The organism is Paenibacillus sp. P13VS, from assembly GCF_015143645.1.
Lineage (GTDB): Bacteria > Bacillota > Bacilli > Paenibacillales > Paenibacillaceae > Paenibacillus > Paenibacillus xylanilyticus_A.
In genome coordinates, this window is the sequence record NZ_WYEV01000003.1 from 319,869 (window position 1) to 345,421 (window position 25,553).

13 protein-coding genes and 3 pseudogenes are annotated in these 25,553 nt (G+C 46.0%); 3 read left to right on the plus strand and 13 right to left on the minus strand.

What is annotated here, in order from left to right; genetic code table 11:
* Window positions 1-2 precede the first annotated feature (2 nt).
* The 10 genes from GUA98_RS06485 to GUA98_RS06530 form a co-directional block, all read right to left on the minus strand.
* Complete coding sequence (locus tag GUA98_RS06485) at window positions 3-674, minus strand: hypothetical protein (RefSeq protein ID WP_193722888.1); 672 nt, start codon at window positions 672-674, stop codon at window positions 3-5.
* Between the two features lie 768 nt (window positions 675-1,442).
* Complete coding sequence (locus GUA98_RS06490; RefSeq protein ID WP_193722451.1) at window positions 1,443-2,489, minus strand: LacI family DNA-binding transcriptional regulator; 1,047 nt, start codon at window positions 2,487-2,489, stop codon at window positions 1,443-1,445.
* Window positions 2,490-2,718: 229 nt separating this feature from the next.
* Window positions 2,719-4,002: a cellulase family glycosylhydrolase gene (locus GUA98_RS06495; RefSeq protein ID WP_193722452.1), complete on the minus strand. Its 1,284-nt coding sequence runs from the start codon at window positions 4,000-4,002 to the stop codon at window positions 2,719-2,721.
* The gene (locus GUA98_RS06500) at window positions 3,999-6,632 is read right to left on the minus strand and encodes a glycoside hydrolase family 2 protein (RefSeq protein ID WP_193722453.1); all 2,634 of its coding nucleotides are present in this window, start codon (window positions 6,630-6,632) and stop codon (window positions 3,999-4,001) included. The genes GUA98_RS06495 and GUA98_RS06500 overlap by 4 nt, the downstream gene beginning before the upstream one ends.
* A 2-nt stretch (window positions 6,633-6,634) precedes the next feature.
* Entirely contained in the window at window positions 6,635-7,828 is a 1,194-nt protein-coding gene (locus GUA98_RS06505; RefSeq protein WP_193722454.1) for a glycosidase, read from the minus strand.
* 30 nt (window positions 7,829-7,858) lie between these two features.
* Window positions 7,859-9,052: an AGE family epimerase/isomerase gene (locus GUA98_RS06510; protein ID WP_193722455.1), complete on the minus strand. Its 1,194-nt coding sequence runs from the start codon at window positions 9,050-9,052 to the stop codon at window positions 7,859-7,861.
* 9 nt (window positions 9,053-9,061) lie between these two features.
* On the minus strand, window positions 9,062-9,892 hold the full coding sequence (locus GUA98_RS06515; protein ID WP_193722456.1) for a carbohydrate ABC transporter permease: 831 nt from the start codon (window positions 9,890-9,892) through the stop codon (window positions 9,062-9,064).
* A gap of 2 nt (window positions 9,893-9,894) precedes the next feature.
* Entirely contained in the window at window positions 9,895-10,782 is an 888-nt protein-coding gene (locus GUA98_RS06520; protein ID WP_193722457.1) for a carbohydrate ABC transporter permease, read from the minus strand.
* A 112-nt stretch (window positions 10,783-10,894) separates the two neighbouring features.
* Window positions 10,895-12,163 (minus strand): ABC transporter substrate-binding protein, encoded by a 1,269-nt coding sequence (locus GUA98_RS06525; RefSeq protein ID WP_193722458.1) that lies wholly within the window; start codon window positions 12,161-12,163, stop codon window positions 10,895-10,897.
* A gap of 216 nt (window positions 12,164-12,379) precedes the next feature.
* Window positions 12,380-18,547, minus strand: coding sequence for an S-layer homology domain-containing protein (locus GUA98_RS06530; RefSeq protein WP_193722459.1), 6,168 nt, complete (start codon window positions 18,545-18,547; stop codon window positions 12,380-12,382).
* Between the two features lie 350 nt (window positions 18,548-18,897).
* Here GUA98_RS06530 and GUA98_RS06535 point away from each other — a divergent pair, with 350 nt between their 5' ends.
* Window positions 18,898-20,274, plus strand: coding sequence for a glycosyl hydrolase (locus GUA98_RS06535; protein WP_193722460.1), 1,377 nt, complete (start codon window positions 18,898-18,900; stop codon window positions 20,272-20,274).
* Window positions 20,275-20,402: 128 nt separating this feature from the next.
* Window positions 20,403-20,681: pseudogene (locus GUA98_RS29395) on the plus strand (family 1 glycosylhydrolase); the annotation flags it as partial.
* Window positions 20,682-21,882: 1,201 nt separating this feature from the next.
* Here GUA98_RS29395 and GUA98_RS29400 read toward each other — a convergent pair.
* The 3 genes and pseudogenes from GUA98_RS29400 to GUA98_RS06540 form a co-directional block, all read right to left on the minus strand.
* Window positions 21,883-22,023 (minus strand): annotated as a pseudogene (locus GUA98_RS29400) (tyrosine recombinase XerS); the annotation flags it as partial.
* A gap of 302 nt (window positions 22,024-22,325) precedes the next feature.
* Window positions 22,326-22,542, minus strand: a pseudogene (locus GUA98_RS29405) (DsbA family protein); the annotation flags it as partial.
* A 37-nt stretch (window positions 22,543-22,579) separates the two neighbouring features.
* Entirely contained in the window at window positions 22,580-24,556 is a 1,977-nt protein-coding gene (locus GUA98_RS06540; protein WP_193722461.1) for a sigma-70 family RNA polymerase sigma factor, read from the minus strand.
* Window positions 24,557-24,831: 275 nt separating this feature from the next.
* Between GUA98_RS06540 and GUA98_RS06545 the strand changes: the two genes are divergently transcribed.
* Complete coding sequence (locus GUA98_RS06545; protein ID WP_321573838.1) at window positions 24,832-25,464, plus strand: MFS transporter; 633 nt, start codon at window positions 24,832-24,834, stop codon at window positions 25,462-25,464.
* Window positions 25,465-25,553: the final 89 nt, after the last annotated feature.

Below are 25,553 nucleotides of genomic sequence, written 5' to 3' on the forward strand. Positions count from 1 at the left end.
ACCTAGTATCTCCGACCATTCACCCATTTGTGTCGATGTGGGAATGTGTGTGTTCCATCGCCATTGGAGTGGTCATAGTCAATGTCTTCATCTGCATCTCCATTTTTATCATAATATCTACGTTGTTTCAACCCTTTGGCATCATAAAGGTCCTCAGAAGAGCGGGGTTTTCCTTTAGTATTTAGTTTATTGAACGGTGGGTACTTGTCTGTGTGAGTACCAGCTTTTGTACCGTTTTTCTTTGCGTCTTGATAAGCCTTTTCGGCTGCAACTTCTGCAGCAGCAGCATCTTTTTCTGTAAAATACGCTTTGACTTTGTTATAGATTGCTGATCCTGCGTAATAGGTAGCCCCTCCCACAACAACAGCCCCAGTAGCTAACAATGCCACTTCACCCACACCAGGTATAAAGTATACACCAGCTGCCCATGCAATCTTTGACTCCGCTAATTGATCAGCAGTTAATTGACCATCCGACAGACTATCAACTGGAACTACATAAAAATCTTCATACGTATCGGATGTTACTGTTTTTTGTTCAGAATTTGTTTCGGTAAAAACGAATTGTTCTACTTTAATACCTTCGTCTGAAGCCTCAGCATAAACCTGAACCCCGGCTACACCTGCAAATAATGACAATGATAGTACTGCACCCATAAACTTTCTTAATAACATTCGTTCATCTCCTATTTACTTAAACTAGAGGGTAATCTTACCATCTAATAAAGAGTTAAATCATGATCAATATGTATCAATTTTAATAGATAAAATAAATACATAATGATGCATTTTATTCATATTTCCATCATTCAAAAGTAATCGTTTTTCGACATATTTTTCTTTTATAGTAAAAAAGTCGATTCTCAGTCTACTTCAATCATGAAACTAATACCTAGCCGCCCGTGTTCAACCTCTCATAGTGACAGTTGTTCCATAACAAAGTGATCACATTTATGTATCATGGTACTTAATGATGTTTTAAGACCAAGCGTTAATCATTTAGATGTACGTCTAATCGGTAATCGGACTATGTTCTTGTCCATTCCGGTAATCGGTACAAGTTCTTGTCCTTTGCTCGAGACAAGAACTTGTACCGATAAAATAAAAAAGCCGCTAAAATAGCGACTTTCAATGGGACCATGTTCTTGTCCCTCGACATGATACTATTTTTAGATACTTACCTAATCGGAAATGACACAATGTTCTTGTCCTCAGCAAGGGACAAGAATTTAGTTCCTTAAAGCAAAAAAGCCGCTATATAAGCGACTTTGAATGGAACAATGTTCTTGTCCCGCGACAGTTTGATGTCTTTACCAGGTAGCGACTTTAATGGGACCATGTTCTTGTCCCGCGACAGGTTCCCTACTTCCGGTGCTCAGCTATTGGCCCCATATATAAATATAGCCCGCTTCGCACAATTTACGTGCTACGCAGGCATTTTCATTAACTGTTATATTTATTTACCGAGGCGCGTTCTACGAGCTCTGCAGAAAGCAACACATGCTCTGCAACCGCATCCGAATCATTAATCCTTCGAAGAATAAGCTCAGCAGCACGACACCCAATTTCCAATTTCGGAACGCGAACCGTTGTCAGTCGCGGCTGCATGATTTCGGTTAAGGTGAGATCATCAAAACCAATGACTGATATATTCTCCGGACACGTAATTCCCCACTCACGCATGAAACGCAAAGCCTCAAAAGCCGTGAGGTCGTTCGCGCAGAATAATGCTGTAACGGGATGCTCATTCGTAGTATGCTCCTTGAGCACATTAGGGAATTCCGGGGTCACATACATCCCGTTACCACTTACACCGACGCCTTCAATTTTCAATCCAGATATTTGGAGTCCTTTACTACGATTAAAAGTACGGATTGCTTCCTCAAAACCGCGACTACGCTCACGGAAGCTCCATGAAGTATCTTCGTCCCCTACATAAGCAATTCGAGTATGACCAGCCTCCAGCAGGTGTTTCGTGGCTTGATAGGCTCCAAGGTAGTTATTCGCTAAAACATGATCAACGGATGGATCAAGCAAATTCGCATCGACCATCACAAAAGGAAAATCATTATCCCGCAACTGGTTAATATAACTATCCGGTAAATGCCCCATCACGATCGCTCCATCAACTTTGCCTTCGTGGATGCTAGAGGGAAGCCCCTCCTTCGGGGAAAGCGAAATATCAATTGTAGAAAGGATCATACTAAAGTTATGTTCCATCAATTCCTTTTCGATGCCATGTAGCACTTTACCCCAATATTCCATGTCGTCTAAATACGCTCGAGGCATGAGAACGGCCAGATTTCCTGTGCGCGAGGAAGGTACCGTCTTACGTGAGAGCTTTAAACGGTAGCCCATTTCTTCAGCAGTCCGCCATATCGTCTCTCTCGTTCCTTCATTAACAGCTGAATCGTTAGACAGCGCTTTGGATACTAAAGCTTTCGAAACCTCCAATTTATCTGCAATCATCTGTAGCGTAACTTTCTTCATCACTATGGTCCTCCACGCAAAATGTATACTATAAACATAAGGCTTTTTTAAACTTTTTTCAACTTTTTAAGTTATGCATTGCACAACCTAAAATAAAATGAGAGGCCCAAGGGAAAAGTACAATTATCCCTTGGGCCTTGTGAATGCTGAATGCTTTGCTCCTCAGTTCCACCCACAAACCATCTTATTTTTTTGGAGCTTCGCAAACTTCCCTTCACTATAACGATATTTAGAAAGGCGCTGAATGAATAACTTCCGAATAATCACCTGCCATCCCGGCCACATTAATTGCTTTTACCCGGTAAAACGCCGATGTCGACTGGACGCGTGTCGGGTCGATCCACTGCCTGGAATGGTCGGCAGACCGCTTGTCATAAATCGTCTGCCAGCTGCCCTCCTCTCCTGTCAACGATCTCTCCACCGTATAATAGGCAGCCCCTACTACGCCTCGAAACGTGATGCATCCACGGTCCGCATTGAGGATGACTGGGCGTTCAGGGATCAACTCAGCCGGCAAAGAACGGTCGCTCATCCGGTACGCATGCGTTCGTAACGCCTTTATCCGGTCAAATATTTCATCATTCACGCCGATGCCCGGATAATGAACCGCAAATCCGTCGAAGTGCTGTACATAACCCCCTCGATCATGATGGCCGAACAGCGACCAGAATAAAGTGCCCGACACATGGCTCTGCTCCTCCGCCGCAATCAGGAACGCCTTAAGATCACCGTCCGGCCAGCCGAATTCGCCGGCTATATACACCTTGCCGGCAGCCGCGACCGCTGCCGCGTCATCTAACAATTCCTGTGCTTTCGCAGGATAATAGTGAACATCAAGAATATCGATTTCCTCGATCTGAAGCTTATCAGAATCCAACTTGAATTGCTTACCATGTGCCACTAAATGATTAGAGTCCAGCGACTTTATATGGCGGGTAATTCGCCGAACCCATTCAATGGGAGCATGATTTAGCTCATTGCCTAGCTCCCAAGCCATAATCGTCGGGTCTTCCTTGTAAGCAACCCCGGTATAGCTATTGACTCGGTTCAGCAGTGTAGCGATGTATGCTTCAAAGTCGGCGATTACTTGGTTATTGGTATAGAAGGCGTTCTCATCGTCCAACCTGTGCCAGTTTGTAAATGTCTTTCGGCCGCCATGATAGTAATGCCAATTGCAAACAAAGGGGATAATGAGCTTGAGTCCTCTCACGCCAGCTTCTTTTATCGCAAAGTCAACACGCCGGAAAGCCTCTTCGTTATATTCGCCAAGCGTCGGTGACAACGCCTTCTCACACCCGTGCGATGCGCCAAGCGTATGTGACCGCACAACGGTAGCTCCCATCTCGATTGCCGTATCTAGCGCATTCGTCACACGGAAAGGCGAAGGCCAGTCAATTCCGTTCACATTTTCATCCAGACCAAGCCAATAAATATTCGGCCCCGCGAAACGGAACGGCTGTCCCGAAAGCATAAGCCTTGATCCGACTCTTGTTACAAATTGTTGATTGATCATAGGTATTTTCCCGCCTTATTAAGTTGCTCCTGCTGCCTTGCAGCCGCATGGAAATATGAAAATTCGATCTCCGGCTCCCGGTGCTCGCTTAAGCCAGATGACTCCGTAAACAACTCGTCAGTCTTTCTCTTACAGTGGACCTTTATGTGCCGCTCTTCTCCTGGGAACAATGTAAAGTATGCATGGTCCGCTTTCATCCAATACAAGTCTGTACATTCCGTCGGATACACATGAAGCAACGCTTCACTACCTGTATTGCGAACGGTAAAACTTCGCTCTAACGTCTCTGAGCAACTCAACTGCCAAGTATTCGCTGGCTCAGCTTCAAGCTTGCCGTCACTCAGCTTTAACGAACTTGCGTACACATGTTTGCCTGCGGTCGAGAATATGTACGGATCTGTCTGCTGTTGTACGATCTCGGCGTTTATGCCAATCGATAAGCGTACATAAAACAGCCCGTCAACGGTTTGAGGCACTTGAACGTTTAGCATACCCAGGAAAAGGGATTGATCGGCTTGGGACCTTCCGGAGAAGGTTTGCTGATGAATGAGCTGACCGCGGCTATCGAGTACATCCGCGATTACCGTACAGTCGGCAGACTCTCCGTCAGTGCTAACATATACAGGAAACTCCTGCTTTTCTCCAACTTCCGCATGAAGGGCACTGTAATCTAAGCTGGCTCGCCGCATACGGAAGGTTTCAGACACCCAATAATAGGCCATCTTTGGCTCGTTATAGTAATCGATCAGGTTCGTACAGCTTACGTTGGGCCATGGCTCGTTCAATTGCCAAATGATGCTACCGCTGTTCTCGAATTTCCTTCTCCGGTTCGCTTCGAGAATGTAGCGAAGCCCCTCTGCTTGTATCCACTGGCTGCAATCCACGAAACTTTCTAGCGTATCTAGTTTCCCAAACAGCTCCAAATCCCGGTCGTACGTATCCCACCACTCACCATGATGACGCCACACAATACAGTCTTTCATCGACACCGGCCGCTGGTAGCGGGGGTTCAAAAACTTTCGAATGCTCTTAAGTCCGCTCAATCCGTCGACTCCGAACTCACTGTGGAATAGATGGTCAGCCCCTCCATAGATCCGATAATGGTCCGGATTGTTCATATACTTCCAATGGCCGTGTACGTCGTGACTGACCCCGCGCTCCTCGGTAATATATTGCACAGGGCCGGAGGCCGACGTCGGAAGGAATAGCCGGCCTGGATCGTACTCGGCAACGAGCTTACGCAGCATAGCCAAATTGCTGTCCTCATAATTGGAAGGGACGTTAGGCGCACTCATCAATTCGTTTCCGCCACTCCAGACCGTAAGACATACATGATTGCGACGTTCACGTAGCGCATAGACAGCGTTCCGGGAAAGCAGCTCAAGAAATGTTGGCTTCTTAGACGGTTCGTTATCAATTCCCGAGCTAGATTGGATAAACTCCTGCCAGATTAAAATCCCCATTTCGTCGCAAAGCTCGTATAAGAATGATTTCTCTATTATTCCCCCGCCCCAGATACGAAGCAAATTCAGATTACCTTCCTTTGCCATCTGTACAATCCAGTCATAGCGAGCTTTGTCAACGTTCCCGTACATATGGTCTAGTGGGGTAAGGTTTGCTCCTTTGATATAGATCTTCCGGCCATTAACGACGAATGTGTAAGGCAGCGCATCCACAGGACTGTTCTCGTTTAAGTCGTATGCGAGTTTACGGATACCGGTCCGGAGTTGCCGCGAATCATATACAGTGCCATTTTGCTCTAGCTCGATCTTCATGTTATATAATGGCTGCTCTCCATAACCGTTTGGATACCATAAATCCGGCGATTCAACGACAAATGTATGTGAGAATGATTCCCCTGGTTTGATCCAATTCTGTTTGGATGCCACGATCTTGCCATCAGGCGCAGTCAGTTCTGCCGTTGTCATGACCAATCCGAGGCCTTCACCGTAGGCTTTCACGACGGCGTCAACGCGTACAAGCCCTAGCTCACCTTCTGTATTCGTCGTCACCGAAAGCTCCTCAATGGCATACCGCTGTCTCGCGACCAGCACAATATCGTCCCAGATGCCGACATTGACGAGACGAGTGGAAAAATCCCATTTATAATTGAATCGGCTTTTTTGTGTGAACGTTTCGCTGGTCTTCCCGATTTGCCCCATTTCATCCGGCGCATGCTTGAGCACTATTAAGAGTTCGACAGTTACTTCCGGTCTAAATCCGTCCGTTACATTGAATACAGCCGGCTCGTACATTCCATGATGTTCCCCGAGCAGAATACCATTCCAGTAAACGAGCGCCTCATAATCCAACCCTTTGCATATCAGTTCATAGGCCTCACCTGCAAGCGCCGGCGCAGTGAAAACGGTGCGGTAGACCCACCACCTATTTTCCACCCATTCACAGTGTGTGCTGGCTAAATCCCGGTATGGGTTATCGATCAACCCAGCTTGGAAAAGATCGACATGTACGCCTCCAGGGACGGTTGCCGGGATCCAGTCCGTCACACCCATCAGCTCGTTACCAATCTCCATACTTGTCCCTTTCACCGGAACCCAGGGCCAGAAGCCCTTAAGCTCCCATTGCATCTTGGAGAGAAAACACACGTCCGAAATTTTACCCGTCTCCATCTCTAAGCTCTCCCGCTGTCTAGGAATTCCAGATTTCGGTCAATCAGGTCTATACGCTGCTGCATGCATGCATAGGAGCTAAGCGGATCCTGTGGTGTATGCTTCACATAATCGACCAACCGGTTAACCGTCGTAGTGGCCACATGGCAGCGCGTATCTGAAGAGGCATAATACAGGAACACGTCACCGTTATCCTGGACGACCAAACCATTGCTGAAGACGACATTGGACACATCGCCGATACGCTCTTCCCCTTCAGGTGCAAGCAGATGGCCGCCTGGAGAATAGATTGGTTTCCACGGCTCGTTAAGGTCGGTCATAAATGCGTATAGTACATACCTCAAACCAGCTGCCGTATTACGAACACCATGTGCGATATGAAGCCAGCCCTCGGTTGTTTTAATTGGGGCTGGCCCTTGTCCATTCTTCACTTCCTTAATCGTATGGTACTGGCGCTCATCGATAATGATTTCTTCTTCTATAATCGCTTCCTCGATTGAGGCCGACAGCCCCCAACCAATCCCCCCGCCTGAACCCGTATCGATAAATCCATCTTGCGGTCTCGTATAGAAAGCGTATTTCCCATCGATAAATTCTGGGTGTAGGACAACATTGCGTTGCTGTGCTGAACATGATTTCAGGTCAGGAAGCCGCTCCCATGTTTTCAGATCTTTCGTGCGGGCGATTCCGCACTGTGCAACAGCACTAGACAGATCACTAAGCAGGGCATTCGGATCCTTGCGCTCAGTGCAGAATAGTCCGTAAATATAGCCATCCTCATGCTTGACCAGTCGCATATCATAAACGTTTGTGTCCGGCTCCTCCGTCTCTGGAAGTACAACTGGATGATCCCAGAAAGTGAATCCGTCAATGCCGTTATCGCTCTCTGCAATAGCGAAGAATGATTTCCGGTCCGTTCCTTCTACACGCGCCACCAGAAAGAATTTGCCGTTTAAGAAAATCGCACCCGGATTAAACACGCAATTCACGCCAATTCGCTCCATAAAATACGGATTTCTCTCGGGGTTTAGGTCGTAGCGCCAGAACGGTGGAATATGCTTATTCGTTAGCACTGGGAACATATAGCGTTCGTAAATACCGTTTCCTTCAAGTACTGGCTCATTCTTTCGTTCAACCGTTTGCTTCCATTCGGTATGCACAGCCTCGTAACGTTGTTTGAAAAAAGATTTCTCCATTGTAACTCTCCTCTACGCTTATTTTTTTATTTATAAGTCTGTCACCCTAGTAAAAATCTCGAAGCAAGCTCTGCTATTGTGATACGGGCATTTCCATTCGTTCACTTTCGGAAGCCCGGGATAGGGAACTCCCTGCTCGTTCACCTTCCAATGCCACTCGCCGAATTTTTCATCTCGCAAATAGGTATAGATGAAAGACCATGCGCGCTCTGCCGCATTGAAGTACGCATCATTTCCTGTTAGCTGCCATGCGTTAAAAAAACCGATTACCGCTTCAGCTTGTGGCCACCAATCTTTATCGCGATCGATCAAACCGGCTGGTCCGGATTCATTCCACAACGCTCCGTCTTGATCAACGCCTTCGTGTAGCACAGCATCAGCCATCCGAAGAGCTACTGCCTGTGAATGGGCCAACAACTCCTCATCGCCGAGCACCTCTGCTGCTTCACAAAGAAGCCAGCTGCCTTCAATGTCGTGGCCATAAGATATCCGGTCCGACTTACTCGACCAACGTTCGTCAAAAAACAGTTTGAAATGACCGTCTGAAACAGAAAGAATCCGATTAATCGTCAATTGAATCAAATTTTTCAGTCGGATGCGTACTATGCTGGACGGCCATACCCGGTAGGCATTCGTATATGCCTCCATTATATGAAGATGTGTATTCATTGACTTGCTTTCATTCATGTCGTGCTCGCTTAACCGTAGATCTTCTTCAAGCTTCCAATCGCGAGTAAAAGCTTCATAATACCCGTTATGAATTGGATCAAAGCTTCGCTCAACGACGTCGATTAAAGATGCGATCCTAGGAGACCATATTTGTGATTTCCCGACAGCGAGTGCGTATTCGGAGATTGCATAGAGTACGAATGCTTGTCCGTACACCTGCTTACGCTGATTTAATGGTTTACCGTTACTGTCTACCGTCCAATAGTATCCGCCGTACTCTACATCGCGGAAGTCATTCTCGAGGATTTGCAGTGCCTTTTCGGCGATGACCAAATTTTCAGTCTTACCATCGTGCCGGTATGCGCGTGCAAACGTCCACAAAAGCCGGGCGCTGAGCACCAGCCCGAGCGGCGCTCCTTCCTCAGGGATCGATTCTTCATTGAGTCTTCCATGAAACCGGCCGGATTCAGGATCCAGAATCTTGTCTCTCCAAAAGGTCAAAATCCGGTTAAGCTCCTCACCCATTTCATGCTTTAATCTCGCTTCTTTCGTCATCCCTAACTCCTATCCCTTTACCGCGCCACTGGTGACGCCGGAAAAAATGTGTTTTTGCAAAAACAAATACAACACGACAGTCGGAATCATGATAAGCAAAATCGCCGCGCAAATATTTCCCCATTGCGCTTGGTTATTGCCAGCAAAGCGCATGATCGAGGTCGAGACAACGACCAGCTCTTGCTTAGGCATATATAGAAACGGAATATAGAGCTCGTTATAAATGTTGATCGTTTTCAAGATAACGAGCGTGGCCGTCGCAGGCCCAAGCAGCGGAATAATAACCGAGCGATAAATCCGAAACAAGCTTGCACCGTCCATCATGGCGCTTTCGTCCAACTCGTAGGGGATATTCTTAATGAATTGCAGGTAAATATAAATCTGGATAACATCTGCCCCAATGAATAGCAGAATTGGAGCATAGAGCGTGTTGTATAATCCTAATCCCTGCAGTAGAGAAAACACTACGACCTGGGTCGTAATCGTCGGGATTAGCGTCGCAAATAAAAATCCACCCAGAATGATCTGCTTGCCCCGAAACTCAATTCTCCCAAGCACATAAGCAACCATGGTCCCCAGAACGATGTTACCAGCGAGGGAGGCGATAGTAATAACCAGTGTATTTAGAAAAGCATGGCCTAAGTCAGCCCGTTCGAACACTGCGGCAAAGTTGTCGAAATTCAAAAAACTCGCCGGTAGAGCAAACGGACTCGAACCTTCATCTTCTCCCTTAAAGGCGTTTACTAAAACGATGTAAGGGGGAAACAGCACAATGAAAACAGCGACTAGTAGCAGCACGTATTTGATCAACTGAACAGGGTCAAATCGTTTTCCAGTCATGATTAATTCTCCCCTCTCCGATTGATAACGACGTTTTGAACGGTCAGAATGATGACGGTCAGAAGGAGCAACACGATACTCATGGCCGAAGCCAATCCGAAATTATTGAACTGGAACGCAGTCTCGATCGTTTTAAGCAAGAACGTTTCACTCGCCCCAGCTGGACCGCCTTTGGTCAGCACGAATGGCAAGTCGAAGACGGCAAGCGCTCCGCTGATCGTCAAGAACATGTTGAGTTGAATGATTTTTGTCAGGTTCGGCAGGGTCAGATGCCAAATCGTCTGCAAGCGGTTTGCCCCGTCGATTTTTGCTGCCTCGTACATGTCACCAGGGATGGACTGCAGGGCAGCGAGATAAATGACCATGTTATAGCCCATAAACCGCCAGAATCCGATGGATGCCAGCGAGTAATTGACAATAGATTCATTCCCTAGCCAGCTTTGCTGTAACGATTCAAGACCGATTGCACCAAGCAACCCGTTAAGTGAACCGTTCGTCGTATCAAGCACATATTGGAACATGAAAGCAACGGCGACAGCGTTCATAATAAACGGTAAAAACAATATCACTCGAAAGAAATTTCTTCCTTTTAATTTTGAATTCAGGATTATGGCAAACAATATCGCGATAATGTTTTGAATGATACCTACAAATACGTACGGAATTTGATGAATAAAAACGCCGAACAAATCAGGATTCGTGAAAATTTCTTTATAGTTCTCCCAGCCGATCCATGCGCTCTCCGAACTAATCCCATCCCAGTCGGTGAAGCTCTGCATGAGCAGTTTTACCGCAGGATAATAGGTGAGCATAACGAGCAGGGTTAGCGGAACGGCCAAAAATCCTACCATTACCAGCCATCGTTGCGTGCGATACGAAAGGCCTCCCATAATTCCACTCCATTCCGCTTTCTAGGTCTTTTTATTGAAGGGGTTATCTCTTTATGTTCAGATAACCCGCTTTGCAATAGTATTTTAAAATTGACTATTCATTTTTGTTGCCTTACTTGCTCACAGCTTGTTTTGCTTTGGCCCACGCTTCATTGTATTTATTCAGCACTTCCTGTGGGTCCTTAGCGAGCACGAACTCCTGCACGATCGATTCCTTCACGATCTGTGCCTTATTGACGATAGCGGTGCTTTCATTCGTGTCCGATACCGCTTCAATGTAGGTCGGGCTAAAGCTGTTAAATTCCGTCAGTTGCGATACGCTTGGCTCCTTATCCTTCAATACGGGGATAAATCCTGCAAAATCGTCAAACCCAGACTCTTCAACCATCCATTTCACGAATGCCTTCGCTGTGGCCAGATTCTCGCTGTCCTTATTTACGCCGTATGCCCAGTCGGGCGCGAGTGCAACATTGGTATTACCAGAATTGTCGTACGGCATCGGGAAGAATCCAACATTATCAGACGTTGTACCGCTTTCAATTACCTGCGGAATGACCCAGTTCCCCAGCAAGTACATCGCAAACTTGCCGCTTACAATATCTTTCTTGGATTGCTCCCAGTTTGTGGAATTGATATCGGGTTCCAGGTAGCCTTTCTCATACATTGTACGGATGATCGTCATCGCTTGACCGTAAGGATTGTCCATCGTATACGGCGTATCGGTGTTTACGCGGTCGTTATTCAGATTGGCGTCGCCGGCGATTGAGGACGGTAGCTCGGATGCCCATGGATACAACGTCCATTGATCCTTGAAGTTAGAGGCGAGTGGAACGATGCCCTCTTCTTTCAACTTCTCGCTTGCCGCGTAGAATTCATCAAGCGTCTTCGGAACGGAGGTGATCCCCGCATCGGCAAACGCCTTCTTGTTATAAATGATCCCCGTTGTGCTCCCTCCTGCTGAAATACCATAGACCTTGCCCTCGAAGGCTTTGTAATCTTTAAAATAAATGCGATCGTTAAGCCCTAAATCATCAAGCGGTGCAAAATATTTCGGCAGGTCGCTGTTTGGAATGGTCGGAACCAGCACGACATCCGGAAACTCTCCAGAAGCAATACGGATTTTCGTCGTCTTATCGAGATCCGTTACTGCTTCAAACTTAACCTCAGCATTCGGATACTTTTCCTTGAATCGCGCGGCGTAATCTACATATTCCTTGTCGATCATGTCGGTACGATTGGTCAGGAAGGTAATCGTTCCGCTGATTTCGCTGCCAGTAGCGGTATTCTTCTCTTTGTCCACTATTTCTTTACTCCCGCTGCAACCAGCCAAAAGTCCGCTGAATAAGATTGCGGTAGTGAACAGCAAAGCAACTTTCTTCATTGTAAATCCCCCTCGATGTTTAGATTGGTATCGTTTACATTGTTGATGTTAACATAATTATATATTTAATTCAACGTTTTTTAACATGTTTCATAAAGTTTAATAAACATTATTTCTCTTGTCTAGAAAAACGGTTTCTCTCTTAGTCAAGTTGTGATTTATTTACATTAAAAGAGCAAGCTCTCTAATTGAGGCTTGCTCTTATCTTATTCATAACTATAGTTTTATAAAGAGTCGGTAGGTCATAACTGCTGCTTCGGCTCTCGTTACCGTAGCCTTGGGCATAAATGTACCTTTTGGTAGACCCATGATTAAGCCGGCTTGCTCGGCTGCATGAACAGCTTCTATCGCATAGCCACTAATTTCCGCTTCGTCTGCCAATTCCTTTGTTTGTTGTTGACCTCCTTCAATCTTCATTGATGCCATGGCGCGGTTTAACATAACAGCGGCGTCCTGTCGGGTAATCCGGTCTTTAACCCCGAACTCCGTGCCCCCTATGCCGTTTGTGATGCCAAGCTTCTCGGCGGTGGCTATGGAACGGGTATACCACACTCCCGGCTGAACGTCATTAAACGAGCTGACTGCTGTTTCATCATACAGATCAAGCGCGTTTATGAGCATGTGCATGAATTCGGCTCGTGTCAGTGAATTGTCCGGTTTAAACAGTCCCTTACCATAGCCTTGGATGATGTCCCGTGCTGCAAGCATATTAATAGCATCCACTGCCCACGTTACGCCAGATACATCGGTAAACGATACTATCTTATACGCTGCCGCATATTGACTGAAATCGCTCGCTTTAAAATCAACTTTTCCTGTATTTAAATTATATTTGCCGTTCTTTACGACATGGAGTTTACCCGTTCCGTTCATATTAACGACAACGATTTGATTTGTATGAATATTATCACTTGCCGAATATGGAATAGAGAATACAATCTCCTCGCCATCAAAAGTATGAATTTGCTTCCCATCAACCGTGAAGGTGAAATCAAGCATAGGACCAGGAATGGACATGGCTCCGTTATTTCTCAGCTCTGGACGGAGCGTTGAGATTACAGTCAACACTATTTCCGAAACATCTGCTCCACCTTGCGACTCAAGCAAACTTCGAGGAATCGAAACTGCAGCAAGACCCAGGTCCACTTTGATCTCTTTCATATCTTCACGATGAAGGAAATGCTGCACCGGAAGGACGAGGCTCACTTTAGAAGCACCAGCCGTTGGTATGACTTGGATCGAAATGCCCTGACTCAAAGCCAGATCTATCGCCTTCTTAAGCTCGGCTTCGCTAATTTTTGCAACAGCCACACCTTCCTCTCCCGCTTTGGCAGGAATTTTAATGACACCGCCTTGGCTGTGTTCGTCCAGTTCGTCGGATGAACCGGGCTCACCTGTCGGCACCTGTCCGGATGATTGATTGTGTGGATCACTCGATTCCATTACCGTTACTACAGCTTTCGCCGTAAACCCACCATCCTCTGTTAAAGCAGTGATTTCTGTTTTGCCAACGCTTAACGCGCTGACCATGCCATCGCCACCGACTTTAGCGACTGCTGGGTTGCTGGAGGACCAAGCGACAACCCTATTCGTTGCATCGGCAGGGACTATAGCCGCTGTTAATCGCTCCATATTTCCCTTTTTCAGTTTCAGCTCTGTCTTATTAAGCGTCATACCGGAAACCGGAACCGCTTTTTTAACCAGCTCAATCTGATCGATGAAAATAGATCCTGTAGAGGATGTCGTATCGGCAATCTGTCCGAGATACAAATTAAACTCTGTCATATCTCTTGGATCTAAGGTGCCTGAATTACCTCCGTACCAGGCAGGATATTCAAACTCTGAGAACGGAATATCGATGAACTTTCCTTCTGTTCCGCCATCCAGCTCGACTCTAGCCTCCATGTAGACGCCGGATCCCATCCGCACTTGAACGGTCAAGCTGATCAGCGAACCGTTTGGCTGCACCCACAGCCGGATCTTGTCATAATCCGACCAGTCTAGATGTGGAAGAGACGTAATGACTCCTCCATAGCCGTCGGCTCGGAAATTGTAGTCCATCTGCATGCTATGCTGACCTGAAACCTTCATATCCCGGTCCAAGGATAAGGAAAGATTGCCTGAAGGGTTTGTTTTGTTGTACCTTTGTGTAAATTCTGACTCGTTTTTATACGAATCGAAATCATCGATAATCCGCGTTTGAACAAACTGGATATCATCTAACGTGATGGACCCTTCTGCACTACCTTCGCCTTTACGGACGATTAGCTTGAATGTGCTCAACTTTGTCATGTCAATACTGTTTCCGATCGGCAGATTCACATATACGGCCTTTGTCCCCGAAATAACAGTATCCTTCGACCATATTTGCCCATCCTCGGTCCCCAGCTGAACTGTCAAGTTGCGATTGTCACCATCGGGCTTCACCCAGAATTGAAGGGTATCAAAGGTGCTGCGGTCTGCTTGGCTAAGCTCCTTTGTAATACTGACGAAGCTTTTTTCTCCCATCTGGAAGGTGGTCTTTAATCCGTAGTTTCCAGCAATTTTGATGTTCTGATCCAGTGCTAGACTAACCTCTCCGCCGGCAGGATCTACGTTGTATGCTCGATCTACTAACTGGCTCTCTCCGCCGTAATACTCCCCATTATCGATGATACTTGCTGGGGCTACAGCCGGGAACGAAACGCTTCCATCACCGACACCAATCTGGAGGCGACTAATTTGAGGGAACTGTATTCCTGCAACACCTGATGGATAAACAATCTTTACGAACTTGATCCCAGTCGGCAAATCGGAGATCCCATAGTTCGTTTTATACCACTGTCCACCAAGTGACCGGATTTCAGCTGTCAATTCGGCATATTTAATGCCATCCGCTGAACCGTACAGTTCAAAAAGATCATTGTCCACCGCTTGCTCCGGCTGGTACGTTTCAAGCTTGATGCTGTTCATATCCGCAACGCTGCGGTATACGATATAAGCCTCCTCCTCATCGGTCCGAACTAGGCGCGATGCATCGCCGCCAGCTAGTTCGGCGCTCGTATGGTCGAAAGCCACATTATCACTATGCTGGGACATATTTGACAGATTCTCCATCTCATCGGAGATGACCCCAGAAGTAATCAATGGCTGAACTGGCGTCAGCAGACTACCGTCTCCACGATATTCAATTTGTACGTTTAGCAGTTGTCCAGCTTCCGGATTCCCATTCGGGAAACGGATTTTGAGATGATCGGCATCCGGCAATTGTACGTTCGAGAAGTGATAGCTTTTGCCATCCCAATCTGGCGTTATTTTCGTATACTGAATACCGTCTTTAGACAGATAGAAGGAAAATGCTTCGGATGATGCACGGATTTTAAATGAGAGGACAGATCCCGGCATACGATACACGATAGACTCTTTATCGGTATAATATTGCTTCGACTGGTCCTCCATAACATCGATGAGAAGATGCTTGGTAACTATCGGTCCGATAACGTTCGAATATTCGCTCTCGCCGCTGCTGTTTACGCCCTTCACTCGGTAATAGTACGATTTCCCGGTTTCGGCTGTCCGATCGCTAAACATATTTTCTCCAGGCTGAACATCATCGAGCACCTGATCTCCGACTATCGACCATGGACCTAATGCCTGCTCTGCGCGTTCTACGATGTACGAGCTTGCTCCTGTAGATCCCCGCCAGCTGAGCTTAGATATTGAGTCAGTCGCTAACAACTGGGGCGCTGGTTCGGGCAGTGGCAACTGGGGCACGGTAAGGCCATCAATAGCGTAAGCTTTCTCACGCACAACACGCATGACGTTCGTTTCGTCCTGATAGTCGCCGGACGGCATCCCAGGCCAGTGGTAGGCACTATACACAATCCCGTCACCTGGATCATACTCCGAATGCCGAATGAAGCCGCCATTCATACTATGAGGCCGTAAACTCCAAATCATCGCGCCGGAAGCACCACTATCAATCACTTCATCCAGCATCGCTTCCACCTCTTGCGTCGGCTTAAAGCCGAACTCACCGACGATGAATGGCTTCTTATTGCCGGCCAGCGCTTTGTCTGCTTTTGTTCTGGCAACATAATTCCCGCTGTAGTAATGGCTTTTCACAATATCGTAATTTGGGTCAGTCAGCGCTTCAGTAGTCACGTTCTTGTACCCATGTGAGCTTGAGCCAGACGGGTACTCGATAAGATTTCCCGCCACAAACAACTGGTTCTCATTAATGCTTTTATAGTGAGCGGCAATGTCCGCTTCCCAATCCGGGGCAACCATCAGCTCATTGCCAGTCTCCCAGGCCAGAATTGCAGGGTCATCCTTATATCGGACACCCGTAAGCGTATTGACTCGATTAAGTATCTTATCCATTGTCAGTTTGAAATCATCGCGAAGTTGCTCGTCGGTGTAGAAGGCTTTGCGGGTTGCATCAGTATCGGTAATCCCACGGAAAGCGGCAAAATCGGAAACGCCTCCAGGCGGCCAACTCCAATGGTCGATAAATGGAATGATAACTCGTACGCCATACTGATTGGCCAATTCCAATAGCTTATCCATAGAAAGAAATGCTTCTTCGTTCAGCACGCCTGGACCTACGATATGACGCACCGTATCGTCAGCTTGATCCGGCTGTTTGACCGTTAGTGAGTATGCCCGAAATACTTTCCCGCCCGATTGTTGAATCGTGCGAATTGCATCCTCCTGCTCAAAGGCTGTTGGCATAATACCTCCTGCCTCGTCCTCGTTAAAGAGTGCGCCGGGATAGTTGTAGGAAATGAATCTTAGCTCCCGATCTCCATCCATTATCTTATCGCCATTCGTGGTAATAAAGTTCTTGAGCGGTGAAGGCTTCGTGATACGGGCTTTGTCAAAGCTGTTCATGGCGGCAGCCAAGTTCGACTTTTCGTTTAGCAACACTTCTTCTTCGACCTTAGCCTCATTGGCCAGCGTCTCAGCCTCCTCAATAGCCTTCACCATTGCATTCCAAGCCGATTCAGGATACTGACCGATTCCAGTGCCCTGCTTCGACTCCTCTAACATCTGCTTGGCAAGACTGATCTTGTAAACCAGCTCATGTCGCGCACCAACCTTAGCAATTGGACCGATCGCTTCGCTTTGCACCGCCGCCCCTCTAACACCCTCGTTATCGAGCGGTGTTACCTGGAATTTAATAAACTTGCCGATGTGAGCGTCTGTTAATTTGTAGGTGTTGAGCGTATAGCTGCCTGGAATTTTCGTATACTCGCCATCGACTGTATCCGACATTAGCCAGGTATAAATCGAATGGGCCTCCTCCACATTACTTGGATGAGTGTACGTGTACGAGCCGGTTAGTGTCGACGTTACTTTAGCATCACCTGCGATCATAACGGTGCTCGCTCCAGGCACATCTGGAGCAGCTGCAGGACTTACAGCAAAATCGTCGAAGTACGCCGTGCCCACCATATCGGAAACATAAATGATTATGCTGGAATGCATTCCGCTATTAAAGGGAAGGCTGACCTTCTTCCAATTTGTCGAGGCTGATGTTTGCGATTCTTTAATGGTCAATTCGTCAGCTGCCGATAGGACCTTGAAATAAGAACCTCCTGCTCCTTTAGCATAAAAAGTCAACACATAATCGGTATCTGGCTCTACGGCAACAGTATTTTTTATACCTGTGTAATCCTGGCTCGTCGCCTCAATCTGCAATGCATATTGGCCATTGCGATAAACTGCATTAGTGACCGTAAACTTCGTACTTCCTCCGGTATTCCAGTTGGAAATATCACCAGTTTCAAAGCCGCCATTCGTTACTGTACTTTTCACAGAAGTAGCAGAGTCTAGTTGGGATAGTTCTTGTTTCGATCCAAGGTCTTCCGCCCCTCTGTCCGCTTGGGAGAGAACAATATCGTCGTAGTAAGCGGTTTCAATTGTGTCGGAAATATAGAGCTTCACCAATGTATGTTTCCCACTATTGAAATCAGCCTTATACAAGGTCCAATCCGACTCCGTGAAGGTGTATTGCTCGAGAATCGTCGCTTCATCCGCTCCCGATATAATCTTATACGCCGCTCCACCGGCTCCCTTGCCGTAAAATGATAAGGAGTAATCCGTATTGGGCTCCACCTCTGTCGTGTACTGAATGCCGTTCCAGTTTTGTGGTCCGGAGATTTGAAGTCCGAATGTCCCACTGTACTTTTCTGCCTCCGTGACTACGAATTTGGAGCTGCCGTTTGTGTCCCATCCACTTAAGTCACCACTCTCAAAATTCCCGTTTATGATCAGATTCGCTTTTTCAGCTTGTACCTCTACCGCCCCCCAATATCTTCCGCCAGGCATTATGGACCCGAATAAAAGCATGAAGGCAACTAGAAGCGATGTAATTCTTTTTGCTTGTGCAATTTTGTACATGACTCTCTCCTTTTTTAATCGTATTAGTCTTTCCTATCTCTCGGTTCGTTGAGGAAAACAACATAATACCCATCAGAAAGTGTTACCCTGGCCTCCCTTCCTTGTGAACGAATGTATTGACAATAAATCTCATAATCAATTTAAAGTAATTAACTGTTTAATTCAACAATTTTATTTTTATTTATATTTGTTTACTTATGTTTCTTAGATGTGCTATACTCGCGTTGTTTGAAGCGCTTTCAAAAAAACAGGGAGGCGTGTATTTGCTAGTTTCTTCAGAAAGAGGTGATGGTACGGTTCATAAGAATGAAGAGAATCCATGCCGAAATCCTTATTAAGGAGGACAAAACATGCTACTCAAAGTACTCAAGCGAGCGATGTTAATCTTTACTGCGCTCACTGTATTTCTCACCACTCAATCGCTCCCTCAAGCAAAAGCTGCTCCTGTCAATCTCGCCTATAATAAACCGGTGACGGTTTCCTCGACAGAGAGCACGTATTTCGGGGCTAACGCAACAGATGCGAACGGGAATACGAGGTGGTCTTCCGCATACTCCAATCCACAATATATCATCGTCGACCTCGGCTCCTCGCAAAGCGTCGCAAGCGTCATCCTTCGTTGGGAGGCGGCTTACGCCAGCCAGTTTCAAATTCAAACCTCTACGGACAATTCATCTTGGACGACCGTTTATTCGAATTACAGTGCTAACGGTGGAAATAATACGATAAACTTCACTCCGGTAACTGCGCGCTATGTGAAAGTGTACTGCATCGAGAGGGCTACATCCTATGGTTTCTCGCTATACGAGTTCGAGATCTATGGGGTACAAGCGGTCGGTGTCCTGGACTACATTAAGAACATCAGCGGCTCCCAGACAATTATCGGGATTCATAACCGCGAACCGAATTCATCACCAGCCCAGCAAACGAATACCGTCTATGGTATTACTGGCCGTTATCCGGGACTGTGGAGCGGTGATCTTTTATTCTCCTCCGACGATGTCAACAACCGATGGAACATGATTTATGAGGCCAAACGACAATGGGACAGCGGGTCGATCGTTCAGCTTATGATGCACGTGACGCCGCCCACGCAATCAGATGTTGGAAGTTGGGATGGGGGTGTCGTTAGCGAACTTACCGATGCTCAGTGGACGGATTTGATTACGAACGGCGGAACGCTGAATAAAGCCTGGAAGGCACGCCTGGACAATTACGCCCAATATTTGCAGTATCTCGAGGATAATGGTGTTACAGTACTTTTCCGACCTTTTCACGAAATGAATCAGAGCATCTTCTGGTGGGCAGGCCGTCCCGACACGAATGGAACAGCAGCTTTATACCGACTGACAAAGGATTATTTGGTCAACACGAAAGGGTTAACGAACCTCGTTTGGGTATGGAATATGCAGGATCTGGACTTGAATTGGGGTACCTATAATCCTGGTAATGACTACTGGGATATTTTCTCCGTGGACATTTATAACAGCGATGGTTTCACGACAGCAAAGTATAACAATGCTTTGAGCGTAGCCGGAAGCAAGCCGATTGCCATCGGTGAATGCGCCAAGCTACCTACGGTAAGCCAACTATCCGCTCAGCCTAGATGGACCTTCGTCATGAGTTGGGCAGAACTTACCTTTAACAACAACACCAATGCACAAATTCAAACCTTATACAGCGCATCAAATGTCATTACAAGAGACGAACTGCCGAAATTTAAATAATTCACAATTTGAAGTAAATATTTAGAATTGTATTTTGCATACAAGCTAAACCAATTTTATAAATTTATTAGACCCAGCTAACACTAATAAAACCATTCGTTCTTATGACGAATGGTTTTGTTTCAATTGATTGGGAATGGCGGATTGATCCGATCAGACTTTAGACTTCATTACTCCTTAAATCAGCTCTATGACCGATATCAAATGCCATTGTTTATCGTAGTAGGCGCTTAGATCAAGTGGACGAGGATGGACACATTCATGATGATTACCGGATCGACTATTTCAAATAACACATTCAACAAATGAAAGAGTCCATCTAAGACGGAGTTGATCTAATCGGCTATACAACGTGGAGTGCCATTAACATCGTCAGCTCATCTACTTCTGAAATGTCAAAACGATATGTAATCTGACCATTTTCTTGTCCTTAACAGCTAGTTCCAGAATTAATATTTTGCTTTCTTAATTCGTATCCGCCTGTTTTTATCTCTTATCGGGTCGTTTGTTACATAAGAAATGCGAAAACTGTCCTGGATTATCTTTATTATTAGGTTTTTAACTACATCGCCTTTCATTTAGATACACACCTAATCGGTAATCGGACTATGTTCTTGTCCCTCGACACCATGTTAGTGTACTGCACTTCTCACGGATCACGGTGTAAAGAAGCCAAACGCATATGATCGGCTGCTTTTTAATCTTTGATTGAGCTAACAGTTCTCGTTAGCTTATTCCCATTCCTTCCAAAAGACCCATCCTCCATTTTTAAGCGAAAAAAGTGATTTACACTGCTTACATCTCAGAATCGAACCAGAAGGATATTTTGGATTATCGATATACAGTTTGGGAACACATTTCTCGTACCCACATTTTGGGCATATCTGTCTCATACTTTTCTTTGTTTTCAATTTCTTACCTCAATTTATTCTTATATTTTCTTTATTATAGCATCGTTCATTAAACTAAACTGCCCGTTAACTTTAAATATGGATATTACTTTACAATTAGTTTTTTTGGGGGATCTGTTCTTAGCTCACACGCCCACTATTTTAGCGACTTTTTATGGTAATGTGCTCTTTTCAATCGACATAATTCCTATCATGCAACTGTTGAGATAACATTCTAATCGGGAATGGTACAATGTTCTTGTCCTCAGCTTGGGACAAGAACTTGGTTCCTTAAAACAAAAAAGCCGCTATATTAGAGACTTTGATAGAACAATGTTCTTGTCCTGCGACAGTACATTGATTGACACAAAGTTCCCTACCAAAATGACACAAAGTAAAAAAATGATTCTCTCCAGGGTAGTAGGGAACTTTATGTCAAATTCCAGCCTAGTAGGGAACTTTATGTCACTAAAAATTGACACAAAGTTCCCTACCGAAAAATAAAAAACCTTATTCTATAAGGGATTTCATGGTTGGTAACTTTATGTCATTCTACAAAGGGGTAGTTTTAATTCCCACCCCTCCGTCGTATAATCTACCTAAAACGCCGAACTCATATTCCGAGTTCGGCGTTTTTAAAATTCAATGGACACAATTAATATGTCGGTTTGATCGACTCTCGCATCCTCCAGATTCATGTGCCCTTTGTCTTAATAATGGCAAATGAATGCCTCAAAGAAGAATGAACCGTCAAAGCCGGCTTTCCAAAGGCTGTTGTATATTTCTCAACAAGTTTTTCTATAGAACGTTGTGTTAAACGTCTATTTTTACCTTTGCATCCTACAGGTGCTGCAATAAACGCTTGCTATACTCGGTTCCTCTATGCGTTCTGTTTATCCTGCGAATGGGTCAACATTCGTGAGTGAGTCGTTCTTTCCTTAGTGTGTGCGGTTTTTGTTATTTTGTTATTACTGCGTGCTCTGGTTAGGCTGCGATACGTTTCTCCATGCTGAACCATACCAATGAGAATACGAGCTAGCTTTCCAATAAGTTTAACATAGATTGCATCTTGCCCATCCCCCTTTTTCACATTCTGCTTATGCTTGACGCGCAAGCTGGAGTACCGCCAGAAACAACTACTTTCGCAGCATGCTGTCCTCGCGCAATATTACGGTTGAACGCAAAGACCGCTTCTCTGGCTTTCTCAAAAACTCCATCGCTCTTCCTGCATGATCTCGCTCGATGACCTTGTATACACGGGACGGTGGATAGAAAGAAAGGATGGGATCGTCCTTCCATAAGAACCATCGATGGGCATTCTGGAATGGACACCAACCTCCTTCCAATGCTGTTCTACATCCGCAGGCTTTTGAATGCCTTCCAGCCCTTTGTTTCGGGCTAGATGTTTTTGTTTGTCAGTAAAAAGTATTTTCGTATAACTTCCCCGTTTGCGCATCAAGCACTTCGGGCGTCCGCTCGTGCTCACTACCAATCATTCGATACACTAGTTCGTACGGGGCCTCTTTCGCCCTAGCATTGTGCATCCGTTCCCATTGCAGACGCAGCTTGGCCTGTGCCGTCCATCGGAGGATGGCTGTCTGGTAATCAAATGAAGGCACGGTCTCCAGCTTCTTTAACTGTTCTGGCCTTATGGAGGGGGACATCAAACTTTTGACCCTCCCATTAGAGCGGTCAACAGCTAGTTGATAGCATTCATCCCTGACAGATACGTCTTGAACATACACACCAAAGCGAATGATTTCCAAACGATCTTCGTCGTCGGTCTCTTCAGTTAGAAGCTTGAGATACGGCAACATTTCGGCTGCTAGTCCTCGGACATAGTCCATAGCTACTTCTATACATGCGTCTCGATCCCAGGTTAATGGAGCTAGTTGATCTGGCTTACCATGCGAAACAAAGTCAATCAGTTGTCCGGTTTGGCTGTCTACTCGCGCCTTGACCGCTCCCTCCATCTGATCAGCCCAATAGGCCTTCCAAGACCGGTCATTCTTGGCTGGACGCTCTTCATTCTGTTGCTTCCACACCATCAACTTGGTGTTCGAGCCAATATTGTCGTCTTGTACTAACTGAAATTGGTCGTTGTCTACGCCAATCCACTCTTCTAGGCTTCGTGCGGGCGGGAACTCACCTGGCCACTCGTCCAGAGTTCTTGGGTCAGAGGGGACAGCTTCTGCCCTATAGGCTGTCGGAACTTCCTCCTGTGATGATGCAGTATAGATTAGTCCTCTACTTCGGGGGGCGTAAACAAGATGGACCTGATCGTCACCATCCGTGTACACGGCTTTGTCCAATACGCAATATACCACATGTAGCAAAAAATTGGCCTTCATACACGCCATCAGTTCTTCCTCTGGTGTGATCATGGTTGGGAGTGCTGGCCCTGGAACGGTTCCGTAGTACCTAAATCCGACCACGTGACCGCTGCGGTGAACCATAATCAGGCATCCCGTCTCAGGAAGCGGCAGCCCCATCGCCTTCTGCTGTCGTGTGTACCCAAACATCCCTTCCATCCACTCCATCTCACAATACGGAAAATCACGCAGTGCGCCGGGATAATGATCTTCCAGGAATTGCTCTGCCTGCTGTTTGAGCTCCTCCTCAGATATCCGTGTCTCGTTGTCCAATGAGGCCCAGGAAATGGCATAGTCAAGCAAGTTGCCGTCCCTGGAGAGCGTGGCAGAAACGGCGTCATCACTCCCCGTTTTAACCCATAAGAATCCCGCTTCTCCCTTCCCTGTTCCCCTCATGGTGTTCTCTTGATAGTCATTGACGATCAGATCATAATCCGGTGAAACGGCAAACTGGTGCTCTGCCTGTTGTCTTAACTGCAGGCGTAATGTATCCAGGTCTCGTTCGAGAAAATCTTGAGCCATTTCGTTGCGCAAATGTTCCAGTCCCTTCCGTAATTGTGTTTTTACAGTACCTAATGGCATATCCAGGAGATGGGCGATTTGCTGCTGGGTCAGGTCCTTCTTATATTTTAAGAACAAGAGCTGACGCAGCTTCGGATTCAGACTGGCCAATGCACGCTCCAGATCCAGGGTTTGATCGATATCATTAACGACCAATGGCTCTTGCGCCTGCGGGTCTTCGCTCAGGTGAACACGCTTGGATTTCTCCAAATGATTGAGCGCCCGGTTCACCACAATTCTGGTAAGCCAGCTCTCAAACGCTTCGGCTTGCTGCAGCGTTTGCAGTGACTCATAAGCCTTAACCAGGGCATCCTGAACGATATCCTCCGCATCTTTGGACTCCCGTACATAATGGCGAGCCACTCGGTGCAGCTTATCCGTTCGATCCTTTATAAGAGAAACGAAGGCATCGTGATCTCCGTTTTGTGCGGCGTTGATTTGTTGCTGTGCATCGATCATTGTCGTTCACCTCCTGTTATATAGACAGCTAACTCGGGGGTTTGGATTTAATTAATGTAACATTATTCTTATAGTTGTTCCCAAATAAGTGCATATGCTGATTGTTTAGATATACATCTAATCGGCAATCGGATTATGTTCTTGTCAATTCCGGCAATCGGTACAAGTTCTTGTCCTTAGCTTGGGACAAGAACTTGTACCGATAAAATAAAAAAGCCGCTAAAGTTGCGACTTCAATGGGAATATGTTCTTGTCTCTCGACACAATTTCCCTTCGTGAATCCCGCGATCTTTAGAAATAAAGAATATTCGATGGGAATGGCCATTGCATTTGTACTCATCGCGGTTGGGTTCGGCATTCCATTCCTGACACCGCTTATGTTATCGAATGTTAATGGTCTGTCTCCTGCATTAATCGGATTCATAATGTTGCCTTCAGCCCTTGTTACAGCGTTTCTTGGTCGTAAGGGCGGAAAATTAGCTGATGAGAAAGGGAATCCTTTTCTACTGTATACTGCCTCTACACTGCTTGTTGGTGGTTTCATTATTCTCTCTTCAATCGTGGGGATGTCTCCTACGTACACTCAAATTTTCCTCACACTAGGTGTACTAGGTCAATCTTATATGCAAATTGCTATGTCAAACACCATTTCACGTACTTTGCCTAAGAATGAAATTGGGATCGGTATGGGGTTGTTATCGATGTTTAACTTTATTGCAGCAGCAGGATCTACGGCTGTCATTGGTAAGGTACTTGACGGTGGAACAAGCGCTGTTCAATTAAATCCGTTTGTACATGATAAGGTTGCTTTTGTGTATAGTAACGTTTTGCTGACTCTAGCCGTGATAGTCGTTGTAATGACACTTCTTTATTATTATCAGTTTGGACGTAAATCCAATAATAAATAAAACAACAATATATTTGAAAGGAGGTGAAATCAACGAAAAATATGACCTGCAAATTAGTAAGTTTAGATGGAAAAAATAATTCACGCTAA